The organism is Sorangium sp. So ce117, from assembly GCF_051524395.1.
Lineage (GTDB): Bacteria > Myxococcota_A > Polyangia > Polyangiales > Polyangiaceae > Sorangium > Sorangium cellulosum_B.
Genome location: NZ_CP150309.1, coordinates 8,825,847 through 8,851,781 on the forward strand (window position 1 = coordinate 8,825,847; position 25,935 = coordinate 8,851,781).

Below are 25,935 nucleotides of genomic sequence, written 5' to 3' on the forward strand. Positions count from 1 at the left end.
GAGTTCACGGCGATCGCGCCGGACGAGGCGCGGCGGGGCGGGTCAGACGTCGCCCTTGGCGAGCTTGTCCTTCATTTTCTGGATGAGCGCCGGGAACCCATCCTTCTTGATGATCTTCGTGAACTGGGCGCGGTAGCTCCCCACCAGGCTGACGCCCTCGGTGACGATGTCCTGCACGCGCCAGACGCCGCCCTTCTCGGAGAGCTTGAAGGCGATCTCGACCGGCTCCTCGCGCGCGTCCGTCTTGGAGACGGCCTTGGTCTTGACCGTCATGACGCCGCCGCTGTTGGTCTCGCTGAGGTACTCGACGTTGAAGTTGAGCGTCTTCTTCAGGTTGCGCTCGTAGGCCTTGCGCACGAGCTGCTTGAGGAGATCGCTGAACTGCTGCTTCTCGGCGTCGGTCCGCGCGGCCCACTCGCTGCCCAGCGAGGCCTCCGCCAGCGCCGAGTAATCGAGCATCTCGTCGAAGACCGCGCCCACCTTCTTCTGGTTCTCGCCTCCCCCCTTCTTCAGGAGGTCGAACAGGGCCGTCTGCTTGGCCTTGACGACGTCCGTCGCCGTCCCGGCGCTGGCGAGGCCCACCGGGCCGAGCGTGAGCGCGAGCAGCGAGAACGCCGCCGCGAAGAGATGGTTCATCCTGCGTGTCACGTATGGTTCTCCTTCTGTGCCTGCGGGCAGCGAGCGCGCCTCGGGAGGCTTCTACTGCTCACCTTGGTCCTACGCAAACGGCCTGCCAGGTCGGACGCAGGGCCCGGCGGCCCGGCGACGTCCCGCCCCTGCTCTCCATGAACACCGCGAAAAGAGACAGCAATCCGGCTGCACTGGCCCGCTCCCCAGGGGCAGACGACCGCCTCGGCGGCCTATTCACGCGCTGCGGCGGGCTCGGCCGCAATCTCTCGGCTGGGCGCCCGGAGAAGCTCGTTCGCGGCGCAGCGGGGCGTGAACGGAGCGCCACGCGTCCGATGTGACGATGCATCGACCGCGGCCGCGTGGGCTCCGCGTCAGCCCGCCGGGCGCGATCGTGGGGAGAGCTCCGCGGCCACGGCGAGGCGCTCCGCGCCGCCGGACTCCGGCGGCCGGTCCGGGACCCTCACCCGGAACGCGGTGCCCTCGCCCTCGCGGCTGTCCACCTCGATCGCGAAGCCGTGATCGTCGAGGATCCGCTTCACCACGGCCAGGCCGATGCCCATGCCGTGCGTGCGCGTCGTGAAGAACGCGTCGAAGAGGCGATCGCGGGCGCCCGCGGGGATGCCTCGCCCCTGGTCGCGGATCTCCAGGAGCCAGGCGCTCGGGTCGCGCCAGAGGCGCACGGTCACGACGGCGCCCGCGGAGCTCGCCTGGATCGCGTTCCGCACGAGGTTCCAGACGACCTGGCGCATCTGGGCCGCGTCGGCGGTCACCGGCGCGGATGGCGGCCCATCGAAGCGCACCTCGACGTCACTGCCGCGGCCCGAGCGCCCCGCGAGCACGACGACGTCGCGGGCCGTCGCCGAGAGGTCCACGCCCTCGAGCGTGGGCACCCGCGGGCGCGACAGATCGAGCATGTCGCCCACGAGGTCGTTCAGGCGCGCGGTCTCGCGCTCGATGATCTCGCAGAGCTTGCGGTCCTCGTCGGAGAGCGTCCCGCCCGTGCGGAGGAGCTCGATGGACCCCGCGATCGAGCCGAGCGGGTTCCTTATCTCGTGGGCCAGCCCCGCGGCGAGGCGGCCCAGCGCCGCGAGCCGCTCGGCCTGCTCCGCCCGCGCGGTGGCCTGCACGAGCCGGCCGCCCGTCGCGCGCAGCCGCTCCGCCAGGTAGCTCGCGAGCAGCGTGACCACCACGATCGCGAGCAGGTTGACGAACATGGGGTACCGCAGCTCGCCCCACTGCGTCGCGTACGCCCCGGCGGGCTGATCCGGCGGCACCCCGAGGAGGTGCAGCCCGAGCGCCGCGCACAGAACGAGGTACGCCGCCGCCCCCGACGCCGCGGCGACGATGGCGCCGGGGAGCCCGAGGAGGATCGCCCCCGTGAGGCAGGTGAGGCCGTAGAGCGACGTCGCGCCGCTCGAGGCCCCGCCGGTGATGTACACGAGCGCGGTCCAGGTGATCTGATCGGTCACGAGCTGCGCCCGCGCGATCGCCCGGAGGGCGCGGTTCATGCGCAGGAACACGGCGTAGATGCCGGAGACGCCGTACGCGGCGGCGACCGTGACCAGCGCGACGTTGCTGGAGAAGCTCCCGGGGGTGAAGCCGCCGAGGTACACCGCCGCGGTCACGACGAGGAAGACGGTGAGCACCGCGAGGCGCAGCGCGATGAGCCAGGTGAGCCGGCTCGCGAGCGGCGCCTCGGCGCCGCCGGGAGCGCCGGACGGGAGCGCCGGCGCCGAGGCGCGGGGGTCGCGCGACGGCGCGGCCTCGACGTGATCTCGCGGCGCCCCGGCCTCGCCGCCCGGGCTCGCCGGGGAGGCCGCAGGCGACATCACTCCGCCTTGATCTTGCCGGCGAGATCGAAGATCGGCAGGTACATCGAGATGAGCACGACGCCCACCATGCCGCCGACGACGACCATGAGGAGCGGCTCGAGCAGCGACGTCAGCGCGGCGACGGCGACGTCGACCTCCTCTTCATAGAAGTCGGCGATCTTGTTGAGCATCGTGTCGAGGGCGCCGGTCTGCTCGCCGACCGCGACCATCTGCACGACCATGCCAGGGAAGACCTGCATCTCGCCGAGCGGCTCGGCCATGTTCTTCCCTTCGGAGATCTTCTGGCGGGAGTACATGAGGCCCTCCTCCACGACGACGTTGCCGGCCGTCTTCGCGACGATGTCGAGCGCGTCGAGGATCGGCACGCCGGAGCCGAGCAGCGTGCCGAGCGTGCGCGAGAACCGCGCGACGGCGATCTTCTGCATGACCGGGCCGATGATGGGGAGCCTGAGGATGAGGCGGTGCACCATCCGCTTGCCGGACGGCGAGCGGTAGAAGTAGGTCGCGCCGAAGACCGCGGCCGCGGTCAGGACCACGATGAGCGGGAGGTAGGTGACGAACGTCTTCGAGACGGCGATGACGATCTTCGTGAGCTGCGGGAGCGCGTCCTTCGCGCCGAACTCCGCGAACATCGTCTCGAAGGACGGGATGACGAACGACATCAGCACGACCATGACGACGACCATGATCACGATGACGGCGATCGGGTACGCGAGCGCGCCCCGCACCTGGCGCGCGAGCTTCACGCGCTTCTCGATGTAGATCGCGAGCCGGTTCAGGATGCTGTCGAGGATGCCGCCCACCTCGCCGGCCTGGACGAGGTTGACGAACAGGTCGTCGAAGATCTTCGGGTGGCGCCGGAGCGCGTCGCTGAACGTGGCGCCCTGCTCGACCGTGTTCTTGATGTCCTTCAGCGCCGCCTGGAAGACCTTGTTCGGCTCCTGGTTCGCCAGGATCTCGAGGCACTGGACCAGCGGGAGGCCCGCGTCGATCATCGTCGCGAACTGGCGGATGAACTTGACGAGGTCCTTCGGCTCGACGCCCGAGCCGAAGCTCAGGCTGAGGCTGAGCTGCGCCCCCTTCTTCTTGACGCGGGTGGGGTTGAGCTGCTGAGCGCGGAGGCGGTTCTGCACCGCCGCCTCGTTCTCGGCCTCCATGGTGCCCTTCCGGATCTCTCCGGTGCGGCCGCGCGCCTCCCAAACGAACTCCGCCATAGTGCTCCCGGTCTTCTCCCTGATCCACGACGGGCCTAGCCGACGCGCAGGGGCGGCCCCGCCTTGGGGAGGCCAGGATAAAGTTCCAGGCGGTCCAGGGTCAAAGACGGTGGCGCGTTCTCTGATCCGGCAGGGGGGGCGGTGGGGGGCGGTGCGATGGAACGGGGGACGGGGGACGGGGAAGGAAGAGAGGGAGAGGGCGCCGCGCCGAGCAGCACGCGCCGGCGGGGGTCTCCGCGCGGCGGGGGCGGGTGGGCGCTCGGCCATCCGCCAAGACCGGAGCGAGAGAGCTTGCGCTGAGAACACCGCCCGGCATGTCTCCCTTCGGGCCATGCCACCTGGAACGTTTCGTCGCGCGCCACACAAGGCGCGCCTGAGACGCCGCGCCCCCTGACACCGGATGGTACCTCGGTCGGTGCTCGCCGCGCCCACCCGCCCCCGCCGCGCGGAGACCCCCACCGGCGCTCACCGCGATCCCAGCCCGACGGGGCGTCTGGTCCGGATGGGGTCAACACCGGACGGCGAAGGCGTCGGTGCGTGGCCGCTGCGAGAGCTAGCCGCGCCCGCGCTCCGCCACGTAACGGACCGCGCCGTGCACCTCGCGGAGGAGCGCGCCCTGCCGGCGCTCGACACGCACGAGCTCCTGGTGGCCCTCCCACGCGCCGACCGGCGCGACAAGGACGCCACCGTCGCTCAGCTGCGCCTCGAGCGCCGTGGGAGGCTCGGTCAGCGCGTACGTCACCGCGACCTTCCAGGGCCGCTCCGACGACGACGTCCGCTCGCCCGCGAGCACACGCTCGGCGAGCGAGCGCCCGTCGCCGCACAGCAACGTGACGCCCGCGCCCTCGTCGAACGGCGCGGCGGCGCTGGCCGCGAGCGCCTCGTCGCCCTCCTGGCGATCCGGCCGCGCGCCGAGCAACCGCGCCGCGCGCGCGTGCAGCACGGGGTCGATCTCGATCGAGGCGACGTGCCCGGTCGGGCCGACGATGCGCCGCGCGAGCGCCGCCCCGTAACCGGTGCCCGTGCCGAGCTCGAGCAGGCGATCACCCGGACCGAGATCGAGCAGGCTGTACGTGAGCAGGTACGCGTGCGGCGCGCTCACCGTCGCGTGACCCGCGCGGTCGAGCGGCAGCGGCGTGTCGTCCGCCGACGCGGCGAGATCCTCCGGCAGGACGAAGCGCTCGCGCGGCACGAGCAGGATCGCGTCCAGGTAGTGGGCGAGGAACTCGAAGCGGCGCGCGAGCTCGGCCACGAGCGGCGCCCGCGCGACGCGGCCGGCCTCGGCGAGCTCGACGTCGGACGCGATGGCCGCGTCGAGCCGCTCGGGGACCGGCTCCCAGCGATCGGGCCGGCGATCGTCGTACCTCGCCGCCAGTGCGGCGAGCGGCGCGACGGCGGCGCGTATTTCGGTGCCCACGGGAGAAGCCACGGGGAGATCCTGAAGCAGGACCGCCGGTGCGGCTCGCTCTTTCAGGGAACGCGTCGCGATTGTCCACGCGTCGCCCGGCTCATCCGTCCGGCCGCCAGAGCTCGTTTGACACGGGCGCCCCGCCCTCCTCATCCTCGGCCATGACCCCCGTCGATCTCACGCCGATCGCAGCGCTCGCGATCGAAGCGCACCGCGCCGCGCCCTGCGCTTGCGTCGCCGCAGCCGTGCGCACGCGAGACAACGTCCGGTACGGAGCGGGCGCCGCTGGACGGCTGTGGCAGGAAGACAGCCCGCCGGCCGGCGCCCGCGGCGCGACGCCGGCCGCGGCGACGGGCGACGCGATCTTCGATCTGGCGTCGGTGACGAAGCCGTTCACCGCGCTCGCGTTGGCCCGGCTCGCCCGCGCCGGCAAGCTGAGGTTCGACGAGCCGCTCGGGCAGGTGCTGCCGGAGCTCACCGGCACACGATCGGCGCGCGTGCCGATCGAGCTGCTCGCCGCCCACCGCGCCGGGCTCGAGGCGCACCGCCCGCTCCATCCGCCCGGCGACGACGCGCCGATCGATCCCCTCGGCGCGCTGCTCGACTGCGCGAACGGGCGCCGCGCGGAGTGCGAGGGAGATCCGCCCGCCGGCGGGTTCCCGCCGGTGTACAGCGACCTCGGGTACCTGCTGCTCGGCGCCGCGGTCGCGCGGCGCGGCGAGGCCGAGCTCGACGAGGTCGTCGCGCGGGAGGTGACAGGCCCGCTCGGGCTCGCGGTCGCGCCGGTCCGCGCGCTCCGGCGGCGCGATCCGCGGTTCGACGAGCGCGTCGTCCCCACCGAGGACGTCGCGTTCCGCGGGGGCGTGCTCCGCGGCGCGGTGCACGACGACAACGCCTGGACCATCGCGCGCGACGGGATGGCCGGGCACGCGGGCCTCTTCGGCGACGCCATGTCCGTGGCGCGGCTCGGGGTCGCGCTGCTCGAGGCGCTCGCGGGCGAGCGCCCGGAGTGGCTCTCGCGCGACGAGGTAGAGCGGCTGATCGCGCCGCGCCCGGGCGGGTCGCTGCGCGCCGGGTTCGACGGCAGGAGCGGCGAGAGGCCGAGCTCCGGCGCGCGCTTCGGCCCGCAGACCTTCGGCCACCTCGGCTTCACCGGGACGAGCCTCTGGATCGATCCGGAAGCGGAGCTCGTCGGCGTGCTGCTCACGAACCGCGTCCACCCGACGCGCGCCTCCGACGCGATCCGTCGCGCGCGGCCCGCCGTCTATGACGCGATCGCGGAGGCCATGGCGCGGGCGCGATGACGCGAGGGCGGATGTGGCGCGCCGCATCGCTCCCGCGTTTTCGCGGGCCGGCGCGGAGCGATGCTAGGCTGCCGCGGTGTCACACGGCGCCGTCCCCGAAGAGCTGGGCCCGTCCTCCGGGCTGGTTCGCTCGCCCGCAGAGCCGCCGCGCGCGCCCGACGCGGGCGACGCGCCGAGGCCTCCCGACGCGGGCCACGCCCCGCCGCCCGGATCCGCCAGGGCGCCGCGGCGCGCGCACAGCCCCGCCGCGAGGCCCAGCTCGCTCCGCCAGAACGCCGCGCAGAGCGGCCGCTTCGTCCGCGCGTACCTGACGACGTTCACGGTCATCGCGAGCTACCTCTGGTTCTTCTTCCTCCGCCGCCTCTTCGGGGAGACGTGGGCGAACAACCGCGTGGACGAGGTCCACGCGAAGAACGCCCGCCGCATCGAGCGCACGATCGTCGAGCTCCAGGGCCTCTTCATCAAGGTCGGCCAGATGCTCAGCATCATGGCGAACTTCCTCCCCGCGACCCTGCGCGCGGGGCTCGAGGGGCTCCAGGACCAGGTGCCGCCCCGCCCCTACGAGGAGATCGAGGCGCGCATCGCCGAGGAGCTCGGGCGCCCCATCGGCGAGGTCTTCGCCCGCTTCCACAGGGAGCCGCTCGCGAGCGCGTCGCTCGGCCAGGTGCACGAGGCGTGGCTCATGGACGGCACGCGCGTGGCCGTGAAGGTGCAGCACCGCGACATCGACGAGATCGTCCGCCTCGACCTGCGCACCATCCGCCGCATCATGGCGATCGTCGCGCAGTTCGTCCCCGTGCAGGGGCTCGACGCCTACTACCACCAGGTCCGCTCGATGATCCTGGAGGAGCTCGACTTCGTGCGCGAGGCCAGGAACATCGTGCGCATCGCCGACAACTTCGCGAAGCAGCCGCAGGTCCGGTTCCCCCGGCCCATCGAGGCCTACTGCACGCGCCGGGTGATGACGACGACGTTCGTCGAGGGCATCAAGGTGGGCGACGTCGCGGCGCTCGACGCGCACGGCGTCGATCGCAAGGCGCTCGCCCGGCAGATCGTGCAGGTCTTCTGCCAGCAGATCTTCATCGACGGCGTCTACCACGCGGATCCGCACCCGGGGAACATGCTGGTCGGGCCGGGCGGGGAGCTCATCCTGCTCGACTTCGGCGCGGTCGCCGAGCTCTCCCAGGAGATGCGCGAGGGCATCCCCGAGTTCCTCGAGGCCGTGATCCGCCGCGACACGGAGGGGATCATCAAGGCGCTGCGCAAGATGCGCTTCTTCTCGCGGCGGGACGCCGTCGACGTCAGCGAGAAGGTCGTCGAGTTCTTCCACCAGCGCTTCCAGGACGAGGTGAAGCTCGAGTCGTTCAACCTGAAGGACATCAAGCTCGACCCGCAGAAGGGCATCGAGAGCCTGATCGACCTCCGGCGCATGAACATCGGGCTGAAGGAGCTCTCCGGCGCGTTCCACGTGCCGCGCGACTTCGTGCTGCTCGAGCGCACCCTCCTCCTCTTGACCGGCGTCTGCACGCAGCTCGATCCGGACCTGAACCCGATGGACGTCGTGCGCCCCTACCTGCAGGACTTCGTCCTCGGCAGCCGCGACTGGGCCCAGATCGCCCTCGAGGCGGCGAAGGACATGGGGATCAAGGCGCTGACGATCCCGGACGACCTGCGCAAGTACCTCACGCGCGCCAACCGCGGCGAGGCCGAGGTGAAGATCCGCGGCCTCGCGCAGGCCGCGTCGCTCGTCTATACGGGGGTGCGCCAGCTCGTCTACGCGGCGCTCGCGATCGCCGCCGGCTTCGCGGGGCTCCAGCTGCACCTGGCTGGCCAGGCGGCGCTCGCGCGCTATTGCCTCTACGGCGCCGCTGCGGCCGGCGCGCTGCTCGCAGGGAGCCTCCTGTTCACGAACCGAGGGTGACGACACGCCATGAGCTCGATCGATCTGTCCCAGTACGAGGCCGACGTCGCGGCCGCCGAGGCCGAGGTGACGCGGATCAGGGAGGCGAACGCGGAGCTCGCCGAAAAGTACCGCGGCGTTCCCGCGGAGGACGCGCGCGAGATCCTCCGCCGCGGCGCCGCGGCGCTCGCCGCCGCGCGCGAGCGCTGCGATGCGGCGCGCGTCGCGCTGAAGCTCGCGCAGACGACCGGCTCGCCGCACGGGCTGCTCGCGAAGGACGGCGTCATCGCGGGCTCGGTGGCCGTCGCCATCCCCGCCGGCTCGTCGAGCGGCGAGCGGGCCCGCCTCGTCGACGAGGCGCTCTCGGCCGAGCTCACCGGCGCCGCGCGCGACCTCGGCGTGGTGCTCGCCGCGCCCGCCGAGCGCTACACGCGGGAGCGCCCCGGGCGCGACGCGGAGGGGCGCACCATCCTGGAGGTGTCCGGGCACGTGGAGGGCGATCTGCTGATGCCCGCCGTCTCCAAGGCGGCCAAGAACGCGCGCAGGAGCTGAGCTCAGCCCCGGAACGCGGCGATGATCGCCGCGGCCCGCTCCTCGACGCGCGCGAGGAGCGGAGCGAAGCGCGCGTCCGCGCGCGCGCGGTCGAGCACCGTGCAGCGCTGCATCCAGAAGGCGTCGAAGAGCCCCGCGTCCACCGCGCCGGCGAGCACGCGGAAGAGCGCGTCGTCGTCGCCGAGGAAGGCGAGGATCTCGGCGTACATCTGGAAGAAGAGCGGGCGCAGCCGGCTGCCCGGCTCGGAGCTGTCCGCCTTCGCGCTCAGGAACGCCCGCTGCTCGTCCGAGAGCCGCGACGTCGCGAGCACGTCGCGGTAGATGCGCGCGTACTGGATCGGGATGGTCTCCATCGCGAGCGGCAGATCGTCGATGGGGAACGCGGCGCCGCGCCACAGCCCGAAGCGGGCGCGCATCACCGCCTTGTGAAAGCGGCTCGACGGGTCCTCCGCCGGCAGGTCGAGCAGCACGCCGGCCGCCGGCCAGTCGCCGAGCAGCGCGCGGCCGCGCGCCAGCTCCCAGCGCGGGAACGGCTCGCTCGGATCGAGCGCCAGCGCCGTGTCGAGCCGGAACATCGCCTCGTCGACGAGCCCCGCCTCGAGGAGGATGCGGCCGAGCAGCTCGTGCGCCTTGGCCAGGCTCGGCGCGCACTGGAGCGCCTTGCGCAGCGCCGGGACGGCGCCGACCGGATCGCCCGCGCTGAAGCGGACCGTGGCGAGGGCCACCCACGGCTCGCCGAGCGCGGGGGCCAGCGCGATCGCCCGCTCGGCGGCCTGCTGCGCCTTCGCGAACTGCGCCGCGCCTTCTCCCCGCGCCCCCATCAGCCGCGCGAAGGCGATCGCGTAGCCGGACAGGATGCTCGGATCGTTCGGGGAGAACGACAGCGCCTCCTCGAACAGCGCCACGGCCGGCGCGGCGTCCCCGTACCAGAGGCGCCGCATCTGGTGGCGCGCGCGAAGGTACAGGTCGATCGCGCGCGGGTCGCTCGGCGACTCGCGCTCGCGGCTGGCGGCGTCGACGGTGAGCGCCGCGGCGATCGCGCCCGCCGCGTCGTCGCTCACCGTGAGCAGCGCCTCGGGCGAGCTGTCGAACCGCTTCGCCCAGAGCTGGAACCCGTCCTCGACGCCGATGACGCGCACGGTGACGCGCACGCCGCCAGGCGGCATGCGCGACGCCGGCCGCGAGTACGGCGCGGGGGGCTGCGAGCGCGGCCCATCCGGCGCATAGCCGCCGCCGCCGCCGGTGCGGCGGATCGATCCCTCGACGACGACCTGCACGCCGAGCTCGCGACCGACATCCCGGGGATCGCGGCCGTCGAGCCGCACCCGGGAGACCGCTGCGCGCGGCCGGACCTTGAGGCCGGCGGTCATCGACAGGGTGTCGGTGAGGTCCTCGGTGAAGCCGTCGGCGAGGTACTCGTCGTCCGGCGCGCCGACGTTGCGGAACGGGAGCACGGCGACCGTCTTCAGCGACGACGTCGGCGTCGGCGCGGGCGTGAGCACGGGCGCGGGCGCCGCCAGCGTGGGCGAGTTGAGCCGCCGCTGCGGCGCCGTCACCGCCTCGACCGGCGACGCGGCGACCCGGGTCGGGTTCTGCTCGATCGGCTGCGGCGCCGTCGGCGCGGCCGTGGCGGAGGACGCGGCGATGGCGGACACGAGCGACTGCGCCGGCTGCGGCGCGATCGACAGGCGCGAGCGCGCGAGCAGGAGCGCGCGGTGGGCCTCGGCCGCGCTGGCGTAGCGGTCCTCACGGCGGATCGCCATGCACCTCAGGACGACGTCCGCGACGGCGAGGGGCACGTCCGGACGGACGGAGCGCGGGTCGGGCGGCGGGGACTTGAGCCTCGACATGGCGGCCGCGATCGCGCCGGCGCCCGGCCACGCGCGCCGGTGGGTGAGGCACTCGAAGAGGATCATGCCGAGCGCGTAGATGTCGGTGCGGGCGTCGAGGTCGGGCTCGCCGGTCAGCTGCTCCGGCGACATGTACGCGGGGGAGCCGAGCACGAAGCCCTGCGACTCGGCGGCGCTCGGCCCGGACGAGGTGCGCGCGATGCCGAAATCGGTGATGACGACGCGCCCGTTCCTGTCGACGAGGACGTTCTCGGGCTTGAGGTCGCGGTGCACGATCCCCGCCGCGTGCGCGGCGCCGAGCCCGTCGCAGAGCGAGCAGCCGATGCCGATGGCCTGCTGCGACGGCATCGGGCCCGTCCGCGCGAGAACGCTGTGCAGCGACTCGCCCTCGACGCACTCCATCGTGAGGAACTTCTCGCCGTCGTGATCGCCGAAGTCGAACGTCCGCGCCACGTTCCTGTGCGTGACGCGGCGCGCGAGCTTCACCTCTTGCCGGAAGCGCTCGAGCATGCCGGCGGAGTCAGCGAGATCACGGCGGAGCATCTTGAGGGCGACCACCTCGTCGAGCTCCACGTCGCGGACGCGGTACACGCTGCCCATGCCCCCGGTGCCGAGCAGGCCGAGGATCTCGTAGCGCCCGGCGATGCGCTGAGGCGCCGCGACGAAGCCAGATCCATGGCTCGGCTCGCTGCGCGGCTCGGTGCGGGGCGTCGGCTCGGAGGCCGTCAGTCGCCTGTCGCTCACGCGTTCAGTCTACCCATGCTGAAGGGGAGAAGTCAGCGCGAGCGAACCACCGGACAGAAAACATGAAATTCGCCGCGTCCTGCTCACCTCGACATACCTTCTTCCCGCTTCCGCTCCTGGCGTCGCTCCGTTATATGTACGCGCTCCGCGGGTGGACGAATGCAGCATCGCACCAAGCATGAGCCGTCGTCCTCTCTGCTGGAGGTGAGCCTCGATCCGGGCGAGGCGCTGCTCGCCGAGGCGGGCGCGATGGTCGCGCGGTCGCCGAGCCTGCGGACGGAGGTCCGGCTCAACGCGGGCCGCGGGGCCGGGCTCCTCGGGCGGCTCAAGGCGTTCTTCGTCGCGCTGCTCCGGAAGCTCGCGGGGGGCGAGACGTTCTTCGTGAACCGGATCGAGGCGCCGGAGGGCGGGTGGGTGTGGCTCGCCCCGCCGCTCAGCGGCGGCATCCAGCACGTCCGCCTCCAGGGAGAGACGGTGCTCTTCGGCGCGGGCTCGTACCTCGCGAGCGCGGGCGACGTCGACGTCAAGGTGCGCTGGGGTGGGCTGCGCGCCATCCTCGCGCGGGAGGGCGTCTTCTTCATCGAGGCCTCCGGCGTCGGTGATCTCTGGATCACGAGCTACGGGGCGATCGAGGAGCTCGCCTGCGACGGCTCGCTCGTCGTGGACAGCGGGCACCTCGTCGGGTTCGACGCGTCGCTCGCGCTCAAGATCAGGAGCCCTGGCGGCGGGCTCATGGGCTTCATGGTCTCTGGCGAAGGCGTTGTGTGCGAGCTCTCGGGCCGCGGCCGGGTGCTGATCCAGTCGCGCAGCGCCGGCGCGCTCGTGGGGTGGCTCGCGCCGCTGCTCCCGCCCTGAGGGAGCGGCGGAGACGTCCGATGCAGGTGAATCTCCTCTACCGTCCCTCCCAGGCCCTCGCGCAGTGCTGGCTCGACCCGGGCGAGCGCGTGTTCGCCGAGAGCGGCGCGCTCGTGGGCATGTCGACGAACGTGCGCGTGGAGACGCAGTCGGGCGGCATCATGTCGGGCTTGAAGCGGATGCTGGCCGGAGAGTCCTTCTACAGGAACGCGTTCGCCGCGGAGGGCGGGCGCGGAGAGGTGCTGTTCGCGACACCGCTGTCCGGGGACATGGCCGTGCTGGAGGTGGGTGACCGGCAATGGTGCGTCCAGAGCAGCGCCTATGTCGCGTCCAGCCCCGATGTCGAGGTGAGGACGCGCTCGTCCGGCCTGCGCGGCTTCTTCTCGGGGGCCGGGCTCTTCGCGCTGGAGACGGCGGGGCAGGGGCAGATGATCATCGGCGCGTTCGGCGCGCTCGAGGAGCTCGAGGTGAGAGGCCACGTCGTCGTCGACACGGGGCACATCGCAGCGTGGGAGTCGACGCTCGCCTGCCGGATCGGCAAGAGCACGTCGACGTGGCTCGGCACGTGGCTCTCGGGCGAGGGCCTCGTCTGCCACGTCGAGGGGAACGGCAGCCTGTGGGTCCAGTCGCGCAACGCCGGCAGGTACGGCGCGGCGATCGGCGCGCGGCTCGCCCCGCGGCAGCCCTAGAGATCGGGGGACGGCGTGCGCGACGAGATCCGAGGCAACCCCGAGTTCGGCGTGCTCCACGTGACCTTCGAGCACGCCGGCGAGCAGATCGTCGCGGAGAGCGGCGCGATGGTCGCGCGCGACGCGGCCATCGACATGAAGACCAGCCTGCAGGGCGGGCTCGCCAGCGCGCTCAAGCGCAGGATGACGGCCGGAGAGAGCCTCTTCCAGAGCACCTTCACGGCGACGGCGCCCATGCAGTCGATGCGGCTCGCGCCGGCCCCCGAGGGCTCGATCGAGCGCCTCGTGCTGCGCTCGGGCATGGAGGTGTTCCTCCAGTCGGGCGCCTATCTCGCCTCCACGCCCGGCATCACGCTCGACACGACGTGGCAGGGGGCCAAGGGCTTCTTCGCCGGCGGCCTGTCGCTGCTCCGGGCGTATGGCGAGGGGCTGATCTGGTTCTCGAGCTACGGCGGTATCCACGCGATCGACGTCGGTCGCCAGCACGAGGGCTATCTCTGCGACAACACCCATCTGCTCGCGTTTACCGAGGGCCTGAGGTACCAGGTGCGCAAGCTGTCGGGCCTGAAGGGCCTGTTCCTGTCCGGCGAGGGGCTCGTCTGCGAGTTCCAGGGGCACGGGAGGCTCTGGCTGCAGACCCGGAACCCGGGAGCGCTCTCGGCGTTCCTCCATCCGTTCCGGCCCGTGGGCGGCGGCCACTAGCTCCGCCCGCCGGAGGTCCGGCCTGGCCTTCCGGGATCGCCGCGCCGGCGGGCGGCCTGCCCGGCCCGCCCGGTGCTTGCCCGGCGCGCGCGACGATCCGAGACGCGCTCGTGGATTTCGGCGCTGGCGACGGCGCGGTCCCGGCCGTCCGCCACGGGCCGGCGCGCCGTCATTGCCTTCCCGGAGGCGGACTCGCTAAAGTAGTCCCGCCTCGCTGAGGAGGCTCGTACGGCGACCGGTGGGTGCCACGGATCCACAGGGGCTCGCGGGGCGAGCCTGGCCCCGCCCGAGTACCCCGAACCCGCTATGTGGAAGCTGACGATCGAGGATGACGAGGGGAAACAGACGGGGCTCCCCCTCGCCCATGAGGAGTACGCGCTCGGACGCGGAGAGTCGAACTCGATCCGGCTGACCGATCGCAACGTCTCGCGCACCCACGCCACGCTGGCCAAGAACGGCCAGGGCTGGGTCATCCGGGATCTCGACAGCTACAACGGCACGTACGTCAACGGCGGGCGGGTCAACGGCGAGCAGCACCTGCGCCACGGCGACCTCGTGCAGCTCGGCGACTACCGCATCGAGATCGTCGATGAGGCGCTCTCGTCCGCCGTGACGAGCCCGACGCCGCCGCCGGGCAGCCGCAGCACGGCGCACCTGCCGCTCCACACCCGCCCGAACCGGCTCGTCATGGTCGTCGGCCCGACCCCCGGCGCGGAGTTCCCGCTCGACGGCGAGCGCTTCACGATCGGGCGCTCCGAGGACGCGACCATCTCGATCAACCACAGCTCCGTGAGCCGCCTGCACGCCGAGCTCATCAGCCTCGGCAGCGGCCGCTACGAGGTCGTCGACAAGCAGAGCGCGAACGGCGTGCGCATCAACGGCGTCGAGCTCAAGCGGGGCCTGCTCGAGGCGGGCGACGCGCTCGAGCTCGGCGACGTCCGCCTCCGCTTCGTCGCTGCTGGCAAGATCTTTCGCGCGGGGCCGGACGGCGGGCCTGGCGTGGCGCCGGGCGCCTACGGGAGCGTGGCCCCCTCCGCGCAGTCGTCCCGCTCGCTCGGCGGGGCGAGCAAGGCGATGGGGCTCCTGCTCGCGGTCGCCTTGATCGTCGTCATCGCCGTGATCGTGGCCACGCGCGCCCGGTCGCACGGGTCCACGACGCCCGAGCCGGACGTGAGGCCCGTGGTGGCGGCGCAGGCGGGCGACGACGCGCAGATCCTCGACGCGGCGCAGGAGCACTTCCGCGCGGGGAACATCGACGCCGCGCACCGGAAGCTGCAGGAGATCGCCGAGACGTCGCCGGTCCGGGAGACGCCGCGCTTCAAGGAGATCGAGGAGCGCTGGGCGGAGGGGATGTTCCGGCAGGTCGAGCAGGCCGGGACCAAGGCGGACAAGCTCGCGCTGCTCAACGAGATCGCGAAGACGACGGGCGTCCCGACGAAGCTGCGCGCGCGGGTGGCCGAGATGCGGCGGCAGGTCGACCCCGAGGCGCCGCCCGAGCCGGAGCCGGTGCCGCAGCACGTCGGCTCGCCGGCGCCCTGGCTGCCGCAACCCGCGCCTGCGCCCGCGCCCGCGCCATCGGCTTCGGCTTCTGCCTCGGCGCCGGCGCCTTCGGCCTCGGGCGCCGCGCCGGCGAGCTCTGGCCTCGACTCGAGCTCGTACCCCGCGCAGCGGCGGGCGCTCGAGCCGAAGGTCTGGAACGGGAAGGCGTCGGCCAGCGAGATCAAGCTGCTGCGCGCGATCTGCATCCACCAGGGCGACGCGGTCTGCCGCGACAAGGCGACGGCGGCCCTGGACAAGCAGGAGAAGAAGGGCCCGTAGCCGCCGCTTCCATCCTTCTTTCCCACGTGCGTCGATGACCTCCAGGAGCAGCACCAGGGCTCACGAGCCGGCCGTCCACGCGCCGGATGCGCGCGAGGCCCACGTCCACGAGGCGCCCCCGCCGGGCGGGCGTGATGTGCGTCCGGCTGCGCGCGACGGAGGCTCCGTGACCGTGAGCTCGCCGGCGCGGAACGGGCTCGCCTCGCCGGCTGCCCGGGCGATGGCGACGCTCGCCCTGCTCGTGCTCGTCCCCTACGCGCACCCGAGCCTGTCGCGGCTGCGGGTGCTCACGCCGCTGCCCGAGGGGGAGGGGCTCGTCGTGGTCCCGGCGCCGGCGCCGGTGGCGTCGGTCGGCGAGACGACGCTCGTCACCGAGACCACCGAGCAGGCCGAGCTGCGCCAGCCCGAGGAGGTCGCGCTGCCGGCCGCGGCCGCCGAGCTCATGCCGGCGGCGGTCGCCTCCGAGGGCAAGCCGCCGCGGCCGATCGAGGACCCGAGCGGCAAGGCGATGACGCCGTTCTTCCGCGCGCTCGCGGCGGTGGAGCGCAAGGCGCCGCAGTCGATCGCGCGCATCACCTACTTCGGCGACTCCATCGTGGCGAGCGACTTCGTGACGGCGACGCTGCGGCGCAAGCTGCAGAAGCGGTTCGGGGACGCCGGCCACGGGTTCATGCTGATGGCGAACGCCTGGCCCGGATATTTCCACAATGACGTTGTCCGCTTCGCCGGCCCAGGCTGGCAGGTGAGCCGTGTGGTGGGCCCGTTCGCCAAGGATGGGCTCTACGGGATCGGCGGCGTGTCGTTCCGCTCGCAGGGCGCGGGGGTGTTCTCGCGCTTCGCCACCGCGGAGTCCGGGACCTACGGGCGCGCGGTCTCGCGGTTCGCCGTCGATTACCTGAAGCACCCCGAGGGCGGGCGGATGGAGATCAAGATCGACGGCGAGAGCCGCGAGATGATCGACACGCGGGCCGACGCGGCCAGCTCGGCGATCGCGACCTACGAGGTCCCGGACGGGCCGCACGGCATCGAGGTGCGGGCGCACGGCCCGGGGGTGCGGGCGTTCGGCGTCTGGATGGAGCGGGACACGCCGGGGGTGGTGCTCGACGCCATCGGCATCCAGGGCTGCCGTATCCGCTTCCTCGACAAGAGCGACGACGCCCATTTCGCCGAGCAGCTGCGCGCGCGGAGCCCGTCCTTGACGGTGTTCCACTACGGCATGAACGAGAGCGAGGACGGCGAGCTGTTCCCGCTCGATCAATACGAGTCGACGATGAAGGCGGTGCTCGAGCAGGTGACCGCGGCGCTGCCCGGGTCGTCGTGCCTGCTCGTGGGCCCGATGGACCGCGCCGACAAGAAGGGCGAGGTGTACCGGAGCCGCCCGGTGATCCCGAAGCTCGCGGCGATCCAGCGCAGGGTGGCCGGGCAGGTCGGCTGCGGCTACTTCGACACCTTCGGCGCGATGGGCGGCTCGGGCTCGATGGGGATCTGGGTCCAGCGCGGGCTCGGCGGCGCCGATCTCGCGCACCCGTCGGGCGCGGGGGCCGAGGTCATCGGCCGCTGGCTGTACCTGGCCTTGATGGACGCTTACGAGGGCTGGAAGGCGAACGCCGCGCGGCCCTGAGGCTTACGCGGCCTCGCGATCGTCGGACTTCGATGCCGCCGGCTCGTCCGCGGCGCGCCGCCTGTGCTCCCGGGCGATGCCGGCCACGACGCCGAGCCACACGAGCCCGAGGGCGATATTGGCCATCGCGAAGTGGCGTGTGGAGAGCGCGAGCACCTGGCCGGCGATCACCCCCACGGCGGCGAGCACGTCGCCCGCGCGGACGACGAAGGTGTCGATGGCCGCCTTGGCGCTGTACTTGGCGTCGCGGCCGACCGGGAGGAAGAGCGCCTGCCGCGCTGTGTTCTGGATGGAGTAATCGGCGCTGTTCTCCGCGATCTTCGCGATGCGCACGACGGCGAGCGCCGGCAGGACGGCGAGGGACGCGTAGCCGAGCAGCGCGATGGCCGGGAGGATGAACAGGGCGAATCGCACGCCGAGGTACTTGAAGATGCGGGAGACGAAGAAGAGCTGCAGGACGACGCCGAACGTGTTGACCCAGTAAAAGAAATCCCCCTTGAAGGTCCCGATGATCGCGCCGAGCGCCGCCTTTTTCCCCTTCTCGGTGCGCGGGTGGACGAGCCCCGCCTCGGCGCCCTCGACGATCTTGCCGCCTGCCTCGACGTCGAACGCGCCGCCCTCGACGGCGGCGATCTTCCCTTCGAGCAGGCGCGACGCCTGCGGATCGACGAGGTAGACAGGCGCGCCCGCCGCGAGCGGCGCGCCCGGGGCCGCGCCGGCGGGGGCCGCGTCCGGCGCGCCGCGCTGCTCGCTCCCCGGGTCGAGCGCGCTCGTGGCGGACTCGATCAGGGTGCGATCGAGGATGTACTCGCCTGTCGAGTTCACCCAGTTGAGGACGAGCGTCAGGCCGGCGATGAGGAGCAGATAGCGGTCGCCCGCGATGATCTTGAAGCCGCCCGCCGCGCCCCCGGGCGGCGCGTCGGCCTTGTCCGCGGCGCCCTTCGAGCCCGCGAGGTCGTCGCGGTGGACGAGGTAGGTGAGCCCCAGGCAGGCGAGCAGCACGCCCGCCGCGAGGAGCATCATGTTGTAGGGGCCGATCGGCACGTAGACGCGCTTCGCGATCTGCGCGCCGAACATGGCGCCGAGCGAGCTCCCGATGCCGACGATGGCGAAGAGCCGCTTGCCCTGCTCGGGCGTGTAAACATCGTTGGCGAAGGACCAGAACTGCGCGATCACGGTGAGGTTGAAGCAGCCCACCCACAGATAGAAGGGCACCCCGAGGGGGACGCCGAGGCGCGCGAGGAGGAAGAAGAGGACGAGGTTCGCGGCGAAGAAGAGCGTGAGCGCCGTGGTGAGCTGCATGCGCCCGAAGCGCCTTGCCAGGGCGCCATAGGCGCGGACCACGCCCACGAGGAGGAGCGCCTGGCCCGCCGCCGCGTAGGCCTTCACCTCGGGGCCGTCGAGGTCGAGCCGCCGCCCGCCGATCTCGATCCCGCCGCCCGCGAGGATCAGCGGCTCGCGGACCACCTTGAGGAGGTAATAGCCCGTGAGCAGGAGGAACACGTTCAGCGTGAGGACGAGGACGCTGAAGACCTCGCGCGGCTTCACCTCGGCGAAGATCGCAAGGAGCCTTTGAAGCACGCCCCGGGCCCGTGTCTCGTTCTCGCCTGTGCTCGCCACCCGCCGCTCCATGCCCGGAAAACCGCCGTTCTGGCGGCACCGGCACAGGACCGATGCCGAGCGCGGGAGGCTATCGAGCCTGGTCCCGGCCGGCAACCTCCCTCTCGCGTGTGAACCGCCGCACCCGCCGCGCCGTCGCGTGGACGTTCGACAGGCGCGCGCCGCGCAGACAGGCGTCTCTCGGGTCGGGAACTCCGCTATGCTCCCGCGCCGCGACGTGTTTCCGTGCGAGAGGCGAGGCGGATTGGGCACCAACGAGAAGGGACCGACGCGCGCGCTCGGCCCGGCCTTTCGGCGGCGCGCGGCCGCGCTCGCGAGCTGCGCCGCGCTGTCGCTGTGCGCCGAGGCACAGGCCGCGCCTCCGGCGGGGGGCGCCGCGCCGCCGCCCGTGGTCCCGGGGGCGCCGCCGGCGGCGCCTCGCACATCGGCAGAGCCTGCTACGCCGGCCGCTCCTCGCGCGCCGGCAGAGCCTGCCAGGCCGCCACATCCTCCTGCCGCGGCGCCGCTGGCGCCCGGCGCGAAGCGCCCTGTGCCGGACTACGACGGTCGCCCGGACGAGGCGACGAGCGCCGGCGACGCGCTGCTCTGGGTGCCGCGCGTCGTGTTCTTCCCTGCTTACCTCGCCAGCGAGTACCTGGTCCGGCGGCCGCTCGGCGTTCTCACCATCGCGGCGGAGCAGGGCGAGTGGATCAAGGAGCTCAAGGACATCTTCACCTTCGGGCCGAACAACAACATCGGCATCGTCCCGACGGCGCTCATCGACTTCGGCTTTCGCGCGAGCGTCGGCGTTTACTTCTTCTATGATGACCTGTTCGTCCCCGGCAACGAGCTCCGGGTCCACGCCGCGACCGGCGGGGTCGACTGGTGGAGGCTCACGGTCGCCGACCGGATCCCCCTCGGCGGGCGCGCTCACCTGAAGCTCCGCGGCGAGGCGGACACCCGGCCTGACTGGCTGTTTTCTGGGATCGGTCCCAGCTCGCTGGAGCGCGACTGGGCCCGCTACAGAGCCCGCAGCGTCGAGGGGACCGCGACGCTCCACGCCGATTTTGGCGCGTTCAGCTTCGTCGAGGCGACCACCGGCGCGAAGACCGTCGACTTCCACGACATCTGCTGCAAGCCGACGGTCGGCTTCCGGGTCGCGCGCGGCCGTTATCCGATGCCCCCGTCGTACGACACCGGATATACGGCCTACCGGATCGGGGGCCGCGCCGGCCTCGACTCGCGCCTGCCGCGCCCGGCGCGGGGCCACGGCGTCCGGCTGGAGCTGTCCGGAGAGCACGCCGTCGACCTGGAGCGGCCGCTGGAGAGCCGGTGGCTCCGCTACGGCGGCTCGCTGGGCGGGTTCGTCGATCTCACCGGCCACGATCGCATCGTGAGCCTCGTCCTCTCGGCGGCGTTCGCGGACCCGCTCGGCGCCGCGGAGGTCCCCTTCACCGAGCTCGCCGAGCTCGGCGGCGACGCGCCGATGCGGGGCTTCCGCGAAGGGCGCCTCCGCGGGCGGAGCGCCGCCGCGGCGACGCTCGAGTACCGCTATCCGGTCTGGGCGTTCGTCGACGGCACGGCGCAGGTCGCCGCAGGCAACGTGTTCGGCGAGCACCTCCGCGATTTCGATCTCGACCTGCTCCGCATGTCGTTCGTGCTCGGCCTGCGCACGAGCGGCGAGCGAGACCACTCCATCGATGTCCTGATCGGCTCGGCCACGGAGACCTTCGAGCAGGGGGCCGGCCTGCAGGAGCTGCGGTTCATGGTCGGCGCCACCCACGGCTTTTGATCGAGCGGCGGCGAATGTCCGGCGGGAACCTGAAGCATCCCCTCGAACTTTCGGGGAAATTCACAGGGAGGCGGGGAGACGGGGAGTAAAATCCCCAAAATCTCCCCGTCTCCCCGCCTCCCTGTTCAATTTCTCTTTAAAAATGAGAGCAATTGTCAGGGTGAGGACCTCAGTTGGGCGGCTCGGCGTCGTCGGGGCGCTCGATGCCGACGAGCTTGTAGCCGCGGCGCGGGCCGAGGTCGTAGAGGTGGGCGCGCAGCGGACCGGGCGCTTGCCCGTTCAGGACATCGATGATGGCGTAGCGCGAGGGCGCGTCGTCGGGCGCGCCGCCGTCCGCGGCGATGTGGGGGAGCGAGAGGCACACGCGGCCGTCCGGCGAGGGGCGCACGACAGGCCGGGCACGCAGCGCGAGCGACTCGCCGGCGTACATCGCGGCCTCGTAGCGGAGGTCTTGCGGGCGCGCGACGCCGGTGCGCCGCGCGAGATCGACGCCGCACAGCGCCGCCGGCGAGGCCAGGGCGACGTCGGCGAGGGGCGACAGGCGCGTCAGGTACCGCGCCATGATCGCGCGCTGCCGCGAGAGGAGCTTGCCGATCAGGAACGCGGTGTGCCGCGGCGCCGTGAAGTCGCCGGTCTTCACGGCGGCCTCGATGAGCTCCGGCGTGAAGCGCGCGAGCGTCCGGGCGGCCCAGGCGCCGTCGAGTTCGGTCATCCGCCCGAAGGCCGGGTTGGGGTAGCCGCCGCGCCAGGCCTCCGGCCGGAAATCGCGATCGCTGAAGAAGCCGAAGATGTCGCCCTGCGGATCGTGGCTCGCCCGGTCCCAGGGCCGCTCGGGGATGCCGAGCGTCACGAAGTCGAGGAGCGCGTACTCGACGTCGAAGTAGAAGGCGTGGCCGAGGCGCTTCGAGATCTCCTCCCACTCCCACTCGCTGCCGAAGCAGTCGCCGAGATCGATGGTGTAGTGGCGCACGTGGCCCGGCGACGCGTCCTTGTCCTTCGGGTCCTCGGCGAGCCAGACATCCATCGAGTTCTGCTCGCGCGAGTCGAAGTGGTTGAGCCAGGCGGCGAGCAGGCGCCCCCCGCGCAGGTCGCGCCGGTCCTCGTGCGGGATGACGTCGTTCGGATCGTCCTCCCGGGTCCCCTCGTACCTGAACGGGCCCATGGCGCGGCCCGGGAGCCAGCGCGAGGCGACCATGCGGACCCGGTCGCCGCGCTTCGAGGCCTTGGCGAGCACGCCGTCGAGCGCCGCCTGATCGAAGGGCCTGGCGACACCGCTGTTGTCGGTCACGGTGAGCCCGGGCGACAGCTTCAGGATCGACGGCTTCAGGTAGACAACGCTGTCGCACGGCGCCCAGAAGCCGGCGGCGTGGTAGAGGCGCGCCGCGATGGCGGTCGCGCCGGTGGCCCGCTCGGGCTGATCCGAGGGGTCGGCCTTGAGCATGAACTTGCCGACGCCCTCGACCTTGACCCGGAAGCCGGGGTTCGCGCCGTTCGGCTTGCCCATGTCGATGACCCAGGACCCGTCCGGCGCCTCGGGATCCAGCGTCTTGTCGCCGCACGGCCCGCGCACCAGCTCCTCGGCGGAGAGCGGCCGCTTGCCGAGCCGGTTCGTGAACCAGCTGGAGTCCGGCACCTCGTCGACGCTGTTCACGTTGGCCGCCTCGCCCCCTGGATCCACGGCGAAGAACCGCGACACCGGGCGGAAGACGAGGTTGTCGGCGGCGTCCCACGCGAACGAGGACTCATAGGACGCGGGCGAGCAGAGGCGGTGCTGCGGATCGTCGCTGGGGGCCTCTGGATCGGGCCGGCAGGGCAGCGAGACGGGGCTCAGGTCGGCGTCGCGCCAGACCGGATCGCGCAGGGGGAACCGGCGCACGTCGCCGCTGCACGCCGCGCTGAGCAGGGCGAGCAGCGGAAGAGCGCGGGTGAGCGGCGCCTTGAGCATCGGCGGGTGATGGTAGTGGAGAGGGCGCCGCTCGGGGCGGTTTTCGGCGAATCGAGCGCGGGTGAGCGCGGGCGAGCGCAGGTGCGCGCGGACGAGCGCGGACGATGGCGGGCTCGTCAGAAGCCTTCTTGCCGGAGCCGCGCGATCACGGAGCGGTAGAAGTCGATATAGAGCCAGGGGTTCCCGTCGCCCGGACTCTGTCCGAAGAGCTGGCCTATCTCGTCGAAATGGTCGGCCGGGATACACCCCCAGAAGTCCCCCCAGCGCGCGTCCCGCGCGCGCACCAGGCCGTCGTTCGGGAACGACTCGCCGATGCCGCCGTCGAGCAGGGTCTCGGTCAGCGACAGCAGCGGGTGGACCGGATCGAGGCCGTCGTCGAACTGCGCGACGAAGGGCGCGGGGGTGAGCGTCGTGCAGTCCCTGCCGCCGCGCGCGCGGTTCGTCCGCCCGCCGAAGGAGGCATAGAACACCCCGGGGGAATCGGTGAACCTCGCGTTGAACTCCGCGATGCCGGGCGTCGAGAACTGCTCGAGCGCCGCGAAGACGCTCGTCTCGTTGCCTATCTGATCGTAGAGCGGCGCGCCGATCGCGTTGATGAGATCGTCCAGGATGTCCTGCAGGCGCTCGTGGGCGACGAGCTCGAGCGCCACGTCGGCGACCTTCGAGCCCAGGTGGGGTGTGGCGACGGTGACGATGGAGGCGACGAGATCGGGCCTGTCGTGCGCGACAACGCGCGCGTCGAGCCCCCCCTGCGAGTGGGCGATGATGTTCACCTTCTCGTGGCCTGTCGCGTCCAGGATCTGCTCGATCCGCGCGAGCAGCTGCGCGCCGCGGACCTCGGAGCTGTTGAACGGGTCGACGGCGGGCGTGAAGATCGTCTCGCCGCTCTCGGCGAGGGTCTCTTTGAGGTTGTAGAAGTAGCTGACGTATCCCGCGCCCGCGAAGTCCTCGAATCCGAAGAAGCCGTGAGCGAGCACGATGGGATACGGCGGCCCGAGCTTCCCTGACGGCCAGCCGCCGCCGACTTCGCCCGGGTCGTCCGACAAGCCCGATGAGCCCGATGAGCTCGCCCAGCCGCCCGAGGCGGAGCCGCCGCCCGCGCCCGTGAGCACGTCGCCGGTGCTCGCCGGCGGATCGAACTGCTCCCCGGCCGCGCTGCAGCCCGCGAGGAGAACACACGAGGCGACCATCACCCACCCTCCCAGAGCAGCGGACACTCGCCGTCGCCTTCGACGAGCCCCCGTGTGAGACTTGCACTTACGCGAACCGCCAACACACGATGATGAGAATGCCGACGAAGAAAGATCCAGCACGACCACCTCCTGCCGGAATCAGCTCAGACTCTGCTGATGGGATGCTGATGTCAAGCGCTGTCGGAAATTTGAACCATTCGTGATCTGCAGCGCATTGCGTCGCGGGCGGCGTTGCGAGCAGCGGCCGGCTTCCTGCAATTCGCCACGGATTTTGACGCCGTGCTGGCGCATTGCGTCGCGGGGCGACGTTGTTTTTTCCATGCGGAGGGGCGGGCTGGCTCCGGTAGGTTCGTGGGCCATGCGATCTGTCCAGAGCTCGTTTGCGCTTGTCCTGGTGGGTGCCCTGACCGCTTGCGGTGGCGCGGCGCCTCCTCCGTCGGAGCCGGATCGTGCGGAGGCCGAGGTGGCTGCTGCGGCGCCGGCCGCGAAGGAGGGTGAGGCGGCGGAGGGTGAAGGTGGGAAGAAGGAGGAGGACGCGGCGGGGGAAGCGTCACGGCAGATCCCGACGACGTGCGAGCAGCGGGGCAACGAGTGTTTGCCGCCGGTGGCGTTCGTGAAGCGGCTCTGCAGCGGGTTCCATCCGGACGTGGCGCTGACCCTGTTCGCGAAGGGGTCGCCGTTCACGCGCGGGTACCTGACGCGGGACACCGAGGCGGTGAACGCCTCTGGCGGGTCGTCCTCGAACGACAAGCTGGTCTTCGATGAGGAGGTGCTGATCCTCTATCACCGGGAGCCGGAGACCGGGGGCATGGTCGTGAGCGGCGCCGGGGGCGGCTACGAGGTCCTGCGATGGGACGGGACGTGCGCCACGCTGATGGCGGAGGAGGTCCGGCAGCACGTGCCGCCGAAGCCGAAGTTCGCGGCGATCCCGTGGAAGAGCCTCGATCAGAAGACGCGCGACGCGTTCCTGGCCGACGAGAAGACGGGCAAGCTCATCATCGAGCGGAAGAGAGAGTGCAAGGGCGCGACGATGGGGGCGGTCACCGCGAAGTGCGAGAAGGTCGACAAGCAGATGGCGACGGCGCTGATCGAGTACGTGCGCAACGGCGGAGCGCTGCCGGCTCCGGGTCCGCTGCCCTGAGGGGCGGCGGGGGGGCGGGGCGCTTCCGGATGGGGTGGGTGGGAGCGCCGCCGGGCCGATGAGCGACGGGGGACCGCGATCGCGGTCGGCTACTCCGGCTTGTCCTTGGGCGCCACGTAGTCGGGCGGGAGCTGCGCGGCCTCGTTCCCGCCGGTGAAGAAGTACTTGTCGAGCTCGGTCATCCAGATCCGCTGGCCGGCCTCGGAGATGAGGTCGAGGCGGTACTCGTTGATGAGCATCTTCGAGTGCTCGAGCCACAGCCGCCACGCCTCCTTCGAGACGTTGTCGAAAATCCGCTTGCCCAGCTCGCCCTTCAGCGGCGGCTTCTCCAGCCCCTCCGCCTCACGGCCGAGCTTCACGCACTGGACCATCCTCGCCATAAGTTGCCCGACTCCTTTTCCTTTTCGCGGGCTTCTTAGCCGAGCCGCGAGGAGCCGTCGAGAGCGCGAGGCGTGCCGGCGAGGTCAGCGGGCGGCCGAGCAGAGAGGGGCCCGACCGGAGCGGGCGGACGAGCGGCGGCAGCAGGTTGAGGCAGAGGGCGGAGGGCAAGGCTGACGGAAGCGCCTGGAGGCAGCGGCAGGCAGGAAAGCCGGGAGGATCGGACCAACGGGCCCCGACCGACGCACGGCGCCGTCCGCAACGGCGTCAGCGACGGAACGATCTGGCGCCGAGGGGTTGACGCCAGCGCGGTTTCTAGCAATATTCGGTCCGTCTGAACGAACCACGAGGGGGCGATCGGCTTCGACGTGGGGACTGAAGGTCTGTCTGCGTGCTGGCGGCTCCTGCTCCGCCTATCAAGCGGGACGTTACAAGTGCGAACGACAACGCATACGCTGTCGCGGCCTAATAACCGCTAAGCCATCCGAGGAGAAGGTCGTCCTAGTACTCTAAGGGTGTCAACCACAGGGCTGGGTCGCGTGAGGACGCCCTCGATAACGCGGCCGAGATTCAGTGAGGGATAGGTCGTAGCCGAATCTACGAACGCCGTCGCCGGCGCATGGCGACTACGCACGTGAACGAAGGTAGACTGGATGCCTTGCGGACCCGGGTTCGATTCCCGGCGCCTCCACCATGATTCCGCGCACTTGCGCGCTTTCCGGACGATTCCCAGACGAAACACCACCCTCCCACAGCGAGAGAGGTAGC

Annotated in this window: 19 protein-coding genes and 1 other RNA gene; 11 read left to right on the forward strand and 9 right to left on the reverse strand. The window is 71.9% G+C overall.

What is annotated here, in order from left to right:
- Positions 1–42: 42 nt before the first annotated feature.
- The 4 genes from WMF46_RS32995 to WMF46_RS33010 all read right to left on the reverse strand — a co-directional run bounded on the left by WMF46_RS32995 (position 43) and on the right by WMF46_RS33010 (position 5,105).
- Positions 43–636 (reverse strand): MlaC/ttg2D family ABC transporter substrate-binding protein, encoded by a 594-nt coding sequence (locus tag WMF46_RS32995; RefSeq protein ID WP_437980831.1) that lies wholly within the window; start codon positions 634–636, stop codon positions 43–45.
- 365 nt (positions 637–1,001) lie between these two features.
- The gene (locus WMF46_RS33000; RefSeq protein ID WP_437980832.1) at positions 1,002–2,459 is read right to left on the reverse strand and encodes a sensor histidine kinase; all 1,458 of its coding nucleotides are present in this window, start codon (positions 2,457–2,459) and stop codon (positions 1,002–1,004) included.
- The gene (locus tag WMF46_RS33005; protein ID WP_437980833.1) at positions 2,459–3,676 is read right to left on the reverse strand and encodes a type II secretion system F family protein; all 1,218 of its coding nucleotides are present in this window, start codon (positions 3,674–3,676) and stop codon (positions 2,459–2,461) included. The genes WMF46_RS33000 and WMF46_RS33005 overlap by 1 nt, the downstream gene beginning before the upstream one ends.
- Before the next feature lie 553 nt (positions 3,677–4,229).
- Complete coding sequence (locus WMF46_RS33010; protein WP_437980834.1) at positions 4,230–5,105, reverse strand: protein-L-isoaspartate O-methyltransferase family protein; 876 nt, start codon at positions 5,103–5,105, stop codon at positions 4,230–4,232.
- Between the two features lie 140 nt (positions 5,106–5,245).
- On the opposite strand from WMF46_RS33010, the gene WMF46_RS33015 reads away from it, so the two are divergent.
- The 3 genes from WMF46_RS33015 to WMF46_RS33025 all read left to right on the forward strand — a co-directional run bounded on the left by WMF46_RS33015 (position 5,246) and on the right by WMF46_RS33025 (position 8,840).
- Positions 5,246–6,388: a serine hydrolase domain-containing protein gene (locus tag WMF46_RS33015; RefSeq protein WP_437980835.1), complete on the forward strand. Its 1,143-nt coding sequence runs from the start codon at positions 5,246–5,248 to the stop codon at positions 6,386–6,388.
- Between the two features lie 76 nt (positions 6,389–6,464).
- The gene (locus WMF46_RS33020) at positions 6,465–8,309 is read left to right on the forward strand and encodes an AarF/UbiB family protein (RefSeq protein WP_437980836.1); all 1,845 of its coding nucleotides are present in this window, start codon (positions 6,465–6,467) and stop codon (positions 8,307–8,309) included.
- A gap of 9 nt (positions 8,310–8,318) precedes the next feature.
- On the forward strand, positions 8,319–8,840 hold the full coding sequence (locus WMF46_RS33025; protein ID WP_437980837.1) for a hypothetical protein: 522 nt from the start codon (positions 8,319–8,321) through the stop codon (positions 8,838–8,840).
- A gap of 2 nt (positions 8,841–8,842) precedes the next feature.
- Here the strand turns inward: WMF46_RS33025 and WMF46_RS33030 are convergent, their stop codons facing one another.
- Positions 8,843–11,434, reverse strand: coding sequence for a protein kinase domain-containing protein (locus tag WMF46_RS33030; RefSeq protein WP_437980838.1), 2,592 nt, complete (start codon positions 11,432–11,434; stop codon positions 8,843–8,845).
- Between the two features lie 159 nt (positions 11,435–11,593).
- On the opposite strand from WMF46_RS33030, the gene WMF46_RS33035 reads away from it, so the two are divergent.
- The 5 genes from WMF46_RS33035 to WMF46_RS33055 all read left to right on the forward strand — a co-directional run bounded on the left by WMF46_RS33035 (position 11,594) and on the right by WMF46_RS33055 (position 17,119).
- Positions 11,594–12,289 (forward strand): TIGR00266 family protein, encoded by a 696-nt coding sequence (locus tag WMF46_RS33035; protein WP_437980839.1) that lies wholly within the window; start codon positions 11,594–11,596, stop codon positions 12,287–12,289.
- 20 nt (positions 12,290–12,309) lie between these two features.
- Positions 12,310–12,978, forward strand: coding sequence for a TIGR00266 family protein (locus WMF46_RS33040; protein ID WP_437543513.1), 669 nt, complete (start codon positions 12,310–12,312; stop codon positions 12,976–12,978).
- Between the two features lie 15 nt (positions 12,979–12,993).
- Positions 12,994–13,680, forward strand: a complete 687-nt coding sequence (locus tag WMF46_RS33045) for a TIGR00266 family protein (RefSeq protein ID WP_437903562.1) — start codon at positions 12,994–12,996, stop codon at positions 13,678–13,680.
- Positions 13,681–13,986: 306 nt separating this feature from the next.
- Positions 13,987–15,498 carry an FHA domain-containing protein gene (locus WMF46_RS33050; protein WP_437980840.1) on the forward strand — a complete coding sequence of 504 codons (1,512 nt, stop codon included), beginning with the start codon at positions 13,987–13,989 and terminating at the stop codon, positions 15,496–15,498.
- Positions 15,499–15,670: 172 nt separating this feature from the next.
- Positions 15,671–17,119 (forward strand): GDSL-type esterase/lipase family protein, encoded by a 1,449-nt coding sequence (locus tag WMF46_RS33055; RefSeq protein ID WP_437980841.1) that lies wholly within the window; start codon positions 15,671–15,673, stop codon positions 17,117–17,119.
- Between the two features lie 3 nt (positions 17,120–17,122).
- Here WMF46_RS33055 and WMF46_RS33060 read toward each other — a convergent pair whose 3' ends face one another.
- Positions 17,123–18,739, reverse strand: a complete 1,617-nt coding sequence (locus WMF46_RS33060) for an NTP/NDP exchange transporter (RefSeq protein ID WP_437980842.1) — start codon at positions 18,737–18,739, stop codon at positions 17,123–17,125.
- Positions 18,740–18,983: 244 nt separating this feature from the next.
- On the opposite strand from WMF46_RS33060, the gene WMF46_RS33065 reads away from it, so the two are divergent.
- Positions 18,984–20,510 carry a BamA/TamA family outer membrane protein gene (locus WMF46_RS33065; RefSeq protein WP_437980843.1) on the forward strand — a complete coding sequence of 509 codons (1,527 nt, stop codon included), beginning with the start codon at positions 18,984–18,986 and terminating at the stop codon, positions 20,508–20,510.
- 169 nt (positions 20,511–20,679) lie between these two features.
- On the opposite strand, the gene WMF46_RS33070 is transcribed toward WMF46_RS33065, so the two are convergent.
- Entirely contained in the window at positions 20,680–22,455 is a 1,776-nt protein-coding gene (locus WMF46_RS33070; protein WP_437980844.1) for a hypothetical protein, read from the reverse strand.
- Positions 22,456–22,571: 116 nt separating this feature from the next.
- Entirely contained in the window at positions 22,572–23,672 is a 1,101-nt protein-coding gene (locus WMF46_RS33075) for an esterase/lipase family protein (protein ID WP_437980845.1), read from the reverse strand.
- Positions 23,673–24,006: 334 nt separating this feature from the next.
- Here WMF46_RS33075 and WMF46_RS33080 point away from each other — a divergent pair, with 334 nt between their 5' ends.
- Complete coding sequence (locus WMF46_RS33080; RefSeq protein WP_437980846.1) at positions 24,007–24,789, forward strand: hypothetical protein; 783 nt, start codon at positions 24,007–24,009, stop codon at positions 24,787–24,789.
- 89 nt (positions 24,790–24,878) lie between these two features.
- Here WMF46_RS33080 and WMF46_RS33085 read toward each other — a convergent pair whose 3' ends face one another.
- Entirely contained in the window at positions 24,879–25,169 is a 291-nt protein-coding gene (locus tag WMF46_RS33085) for an oxidative damage protection protein (RefSeq protein WP_437793035.1), read from the reverse strand.
- Between the two features lie 347 nt (positions 25,170–25,516).
- On the opposite strand from WMF46_RS33085, the gene ssrA reads away from it, so the two are divergent.
- Positions 25,517–25,861, forward strand: a transfer-messenger RNA (tmRNA) gene (gene ssrA / locus WMF46_RS33090).
- Positions 25,862–25,935: the final 74 nt, after the last annotated feature.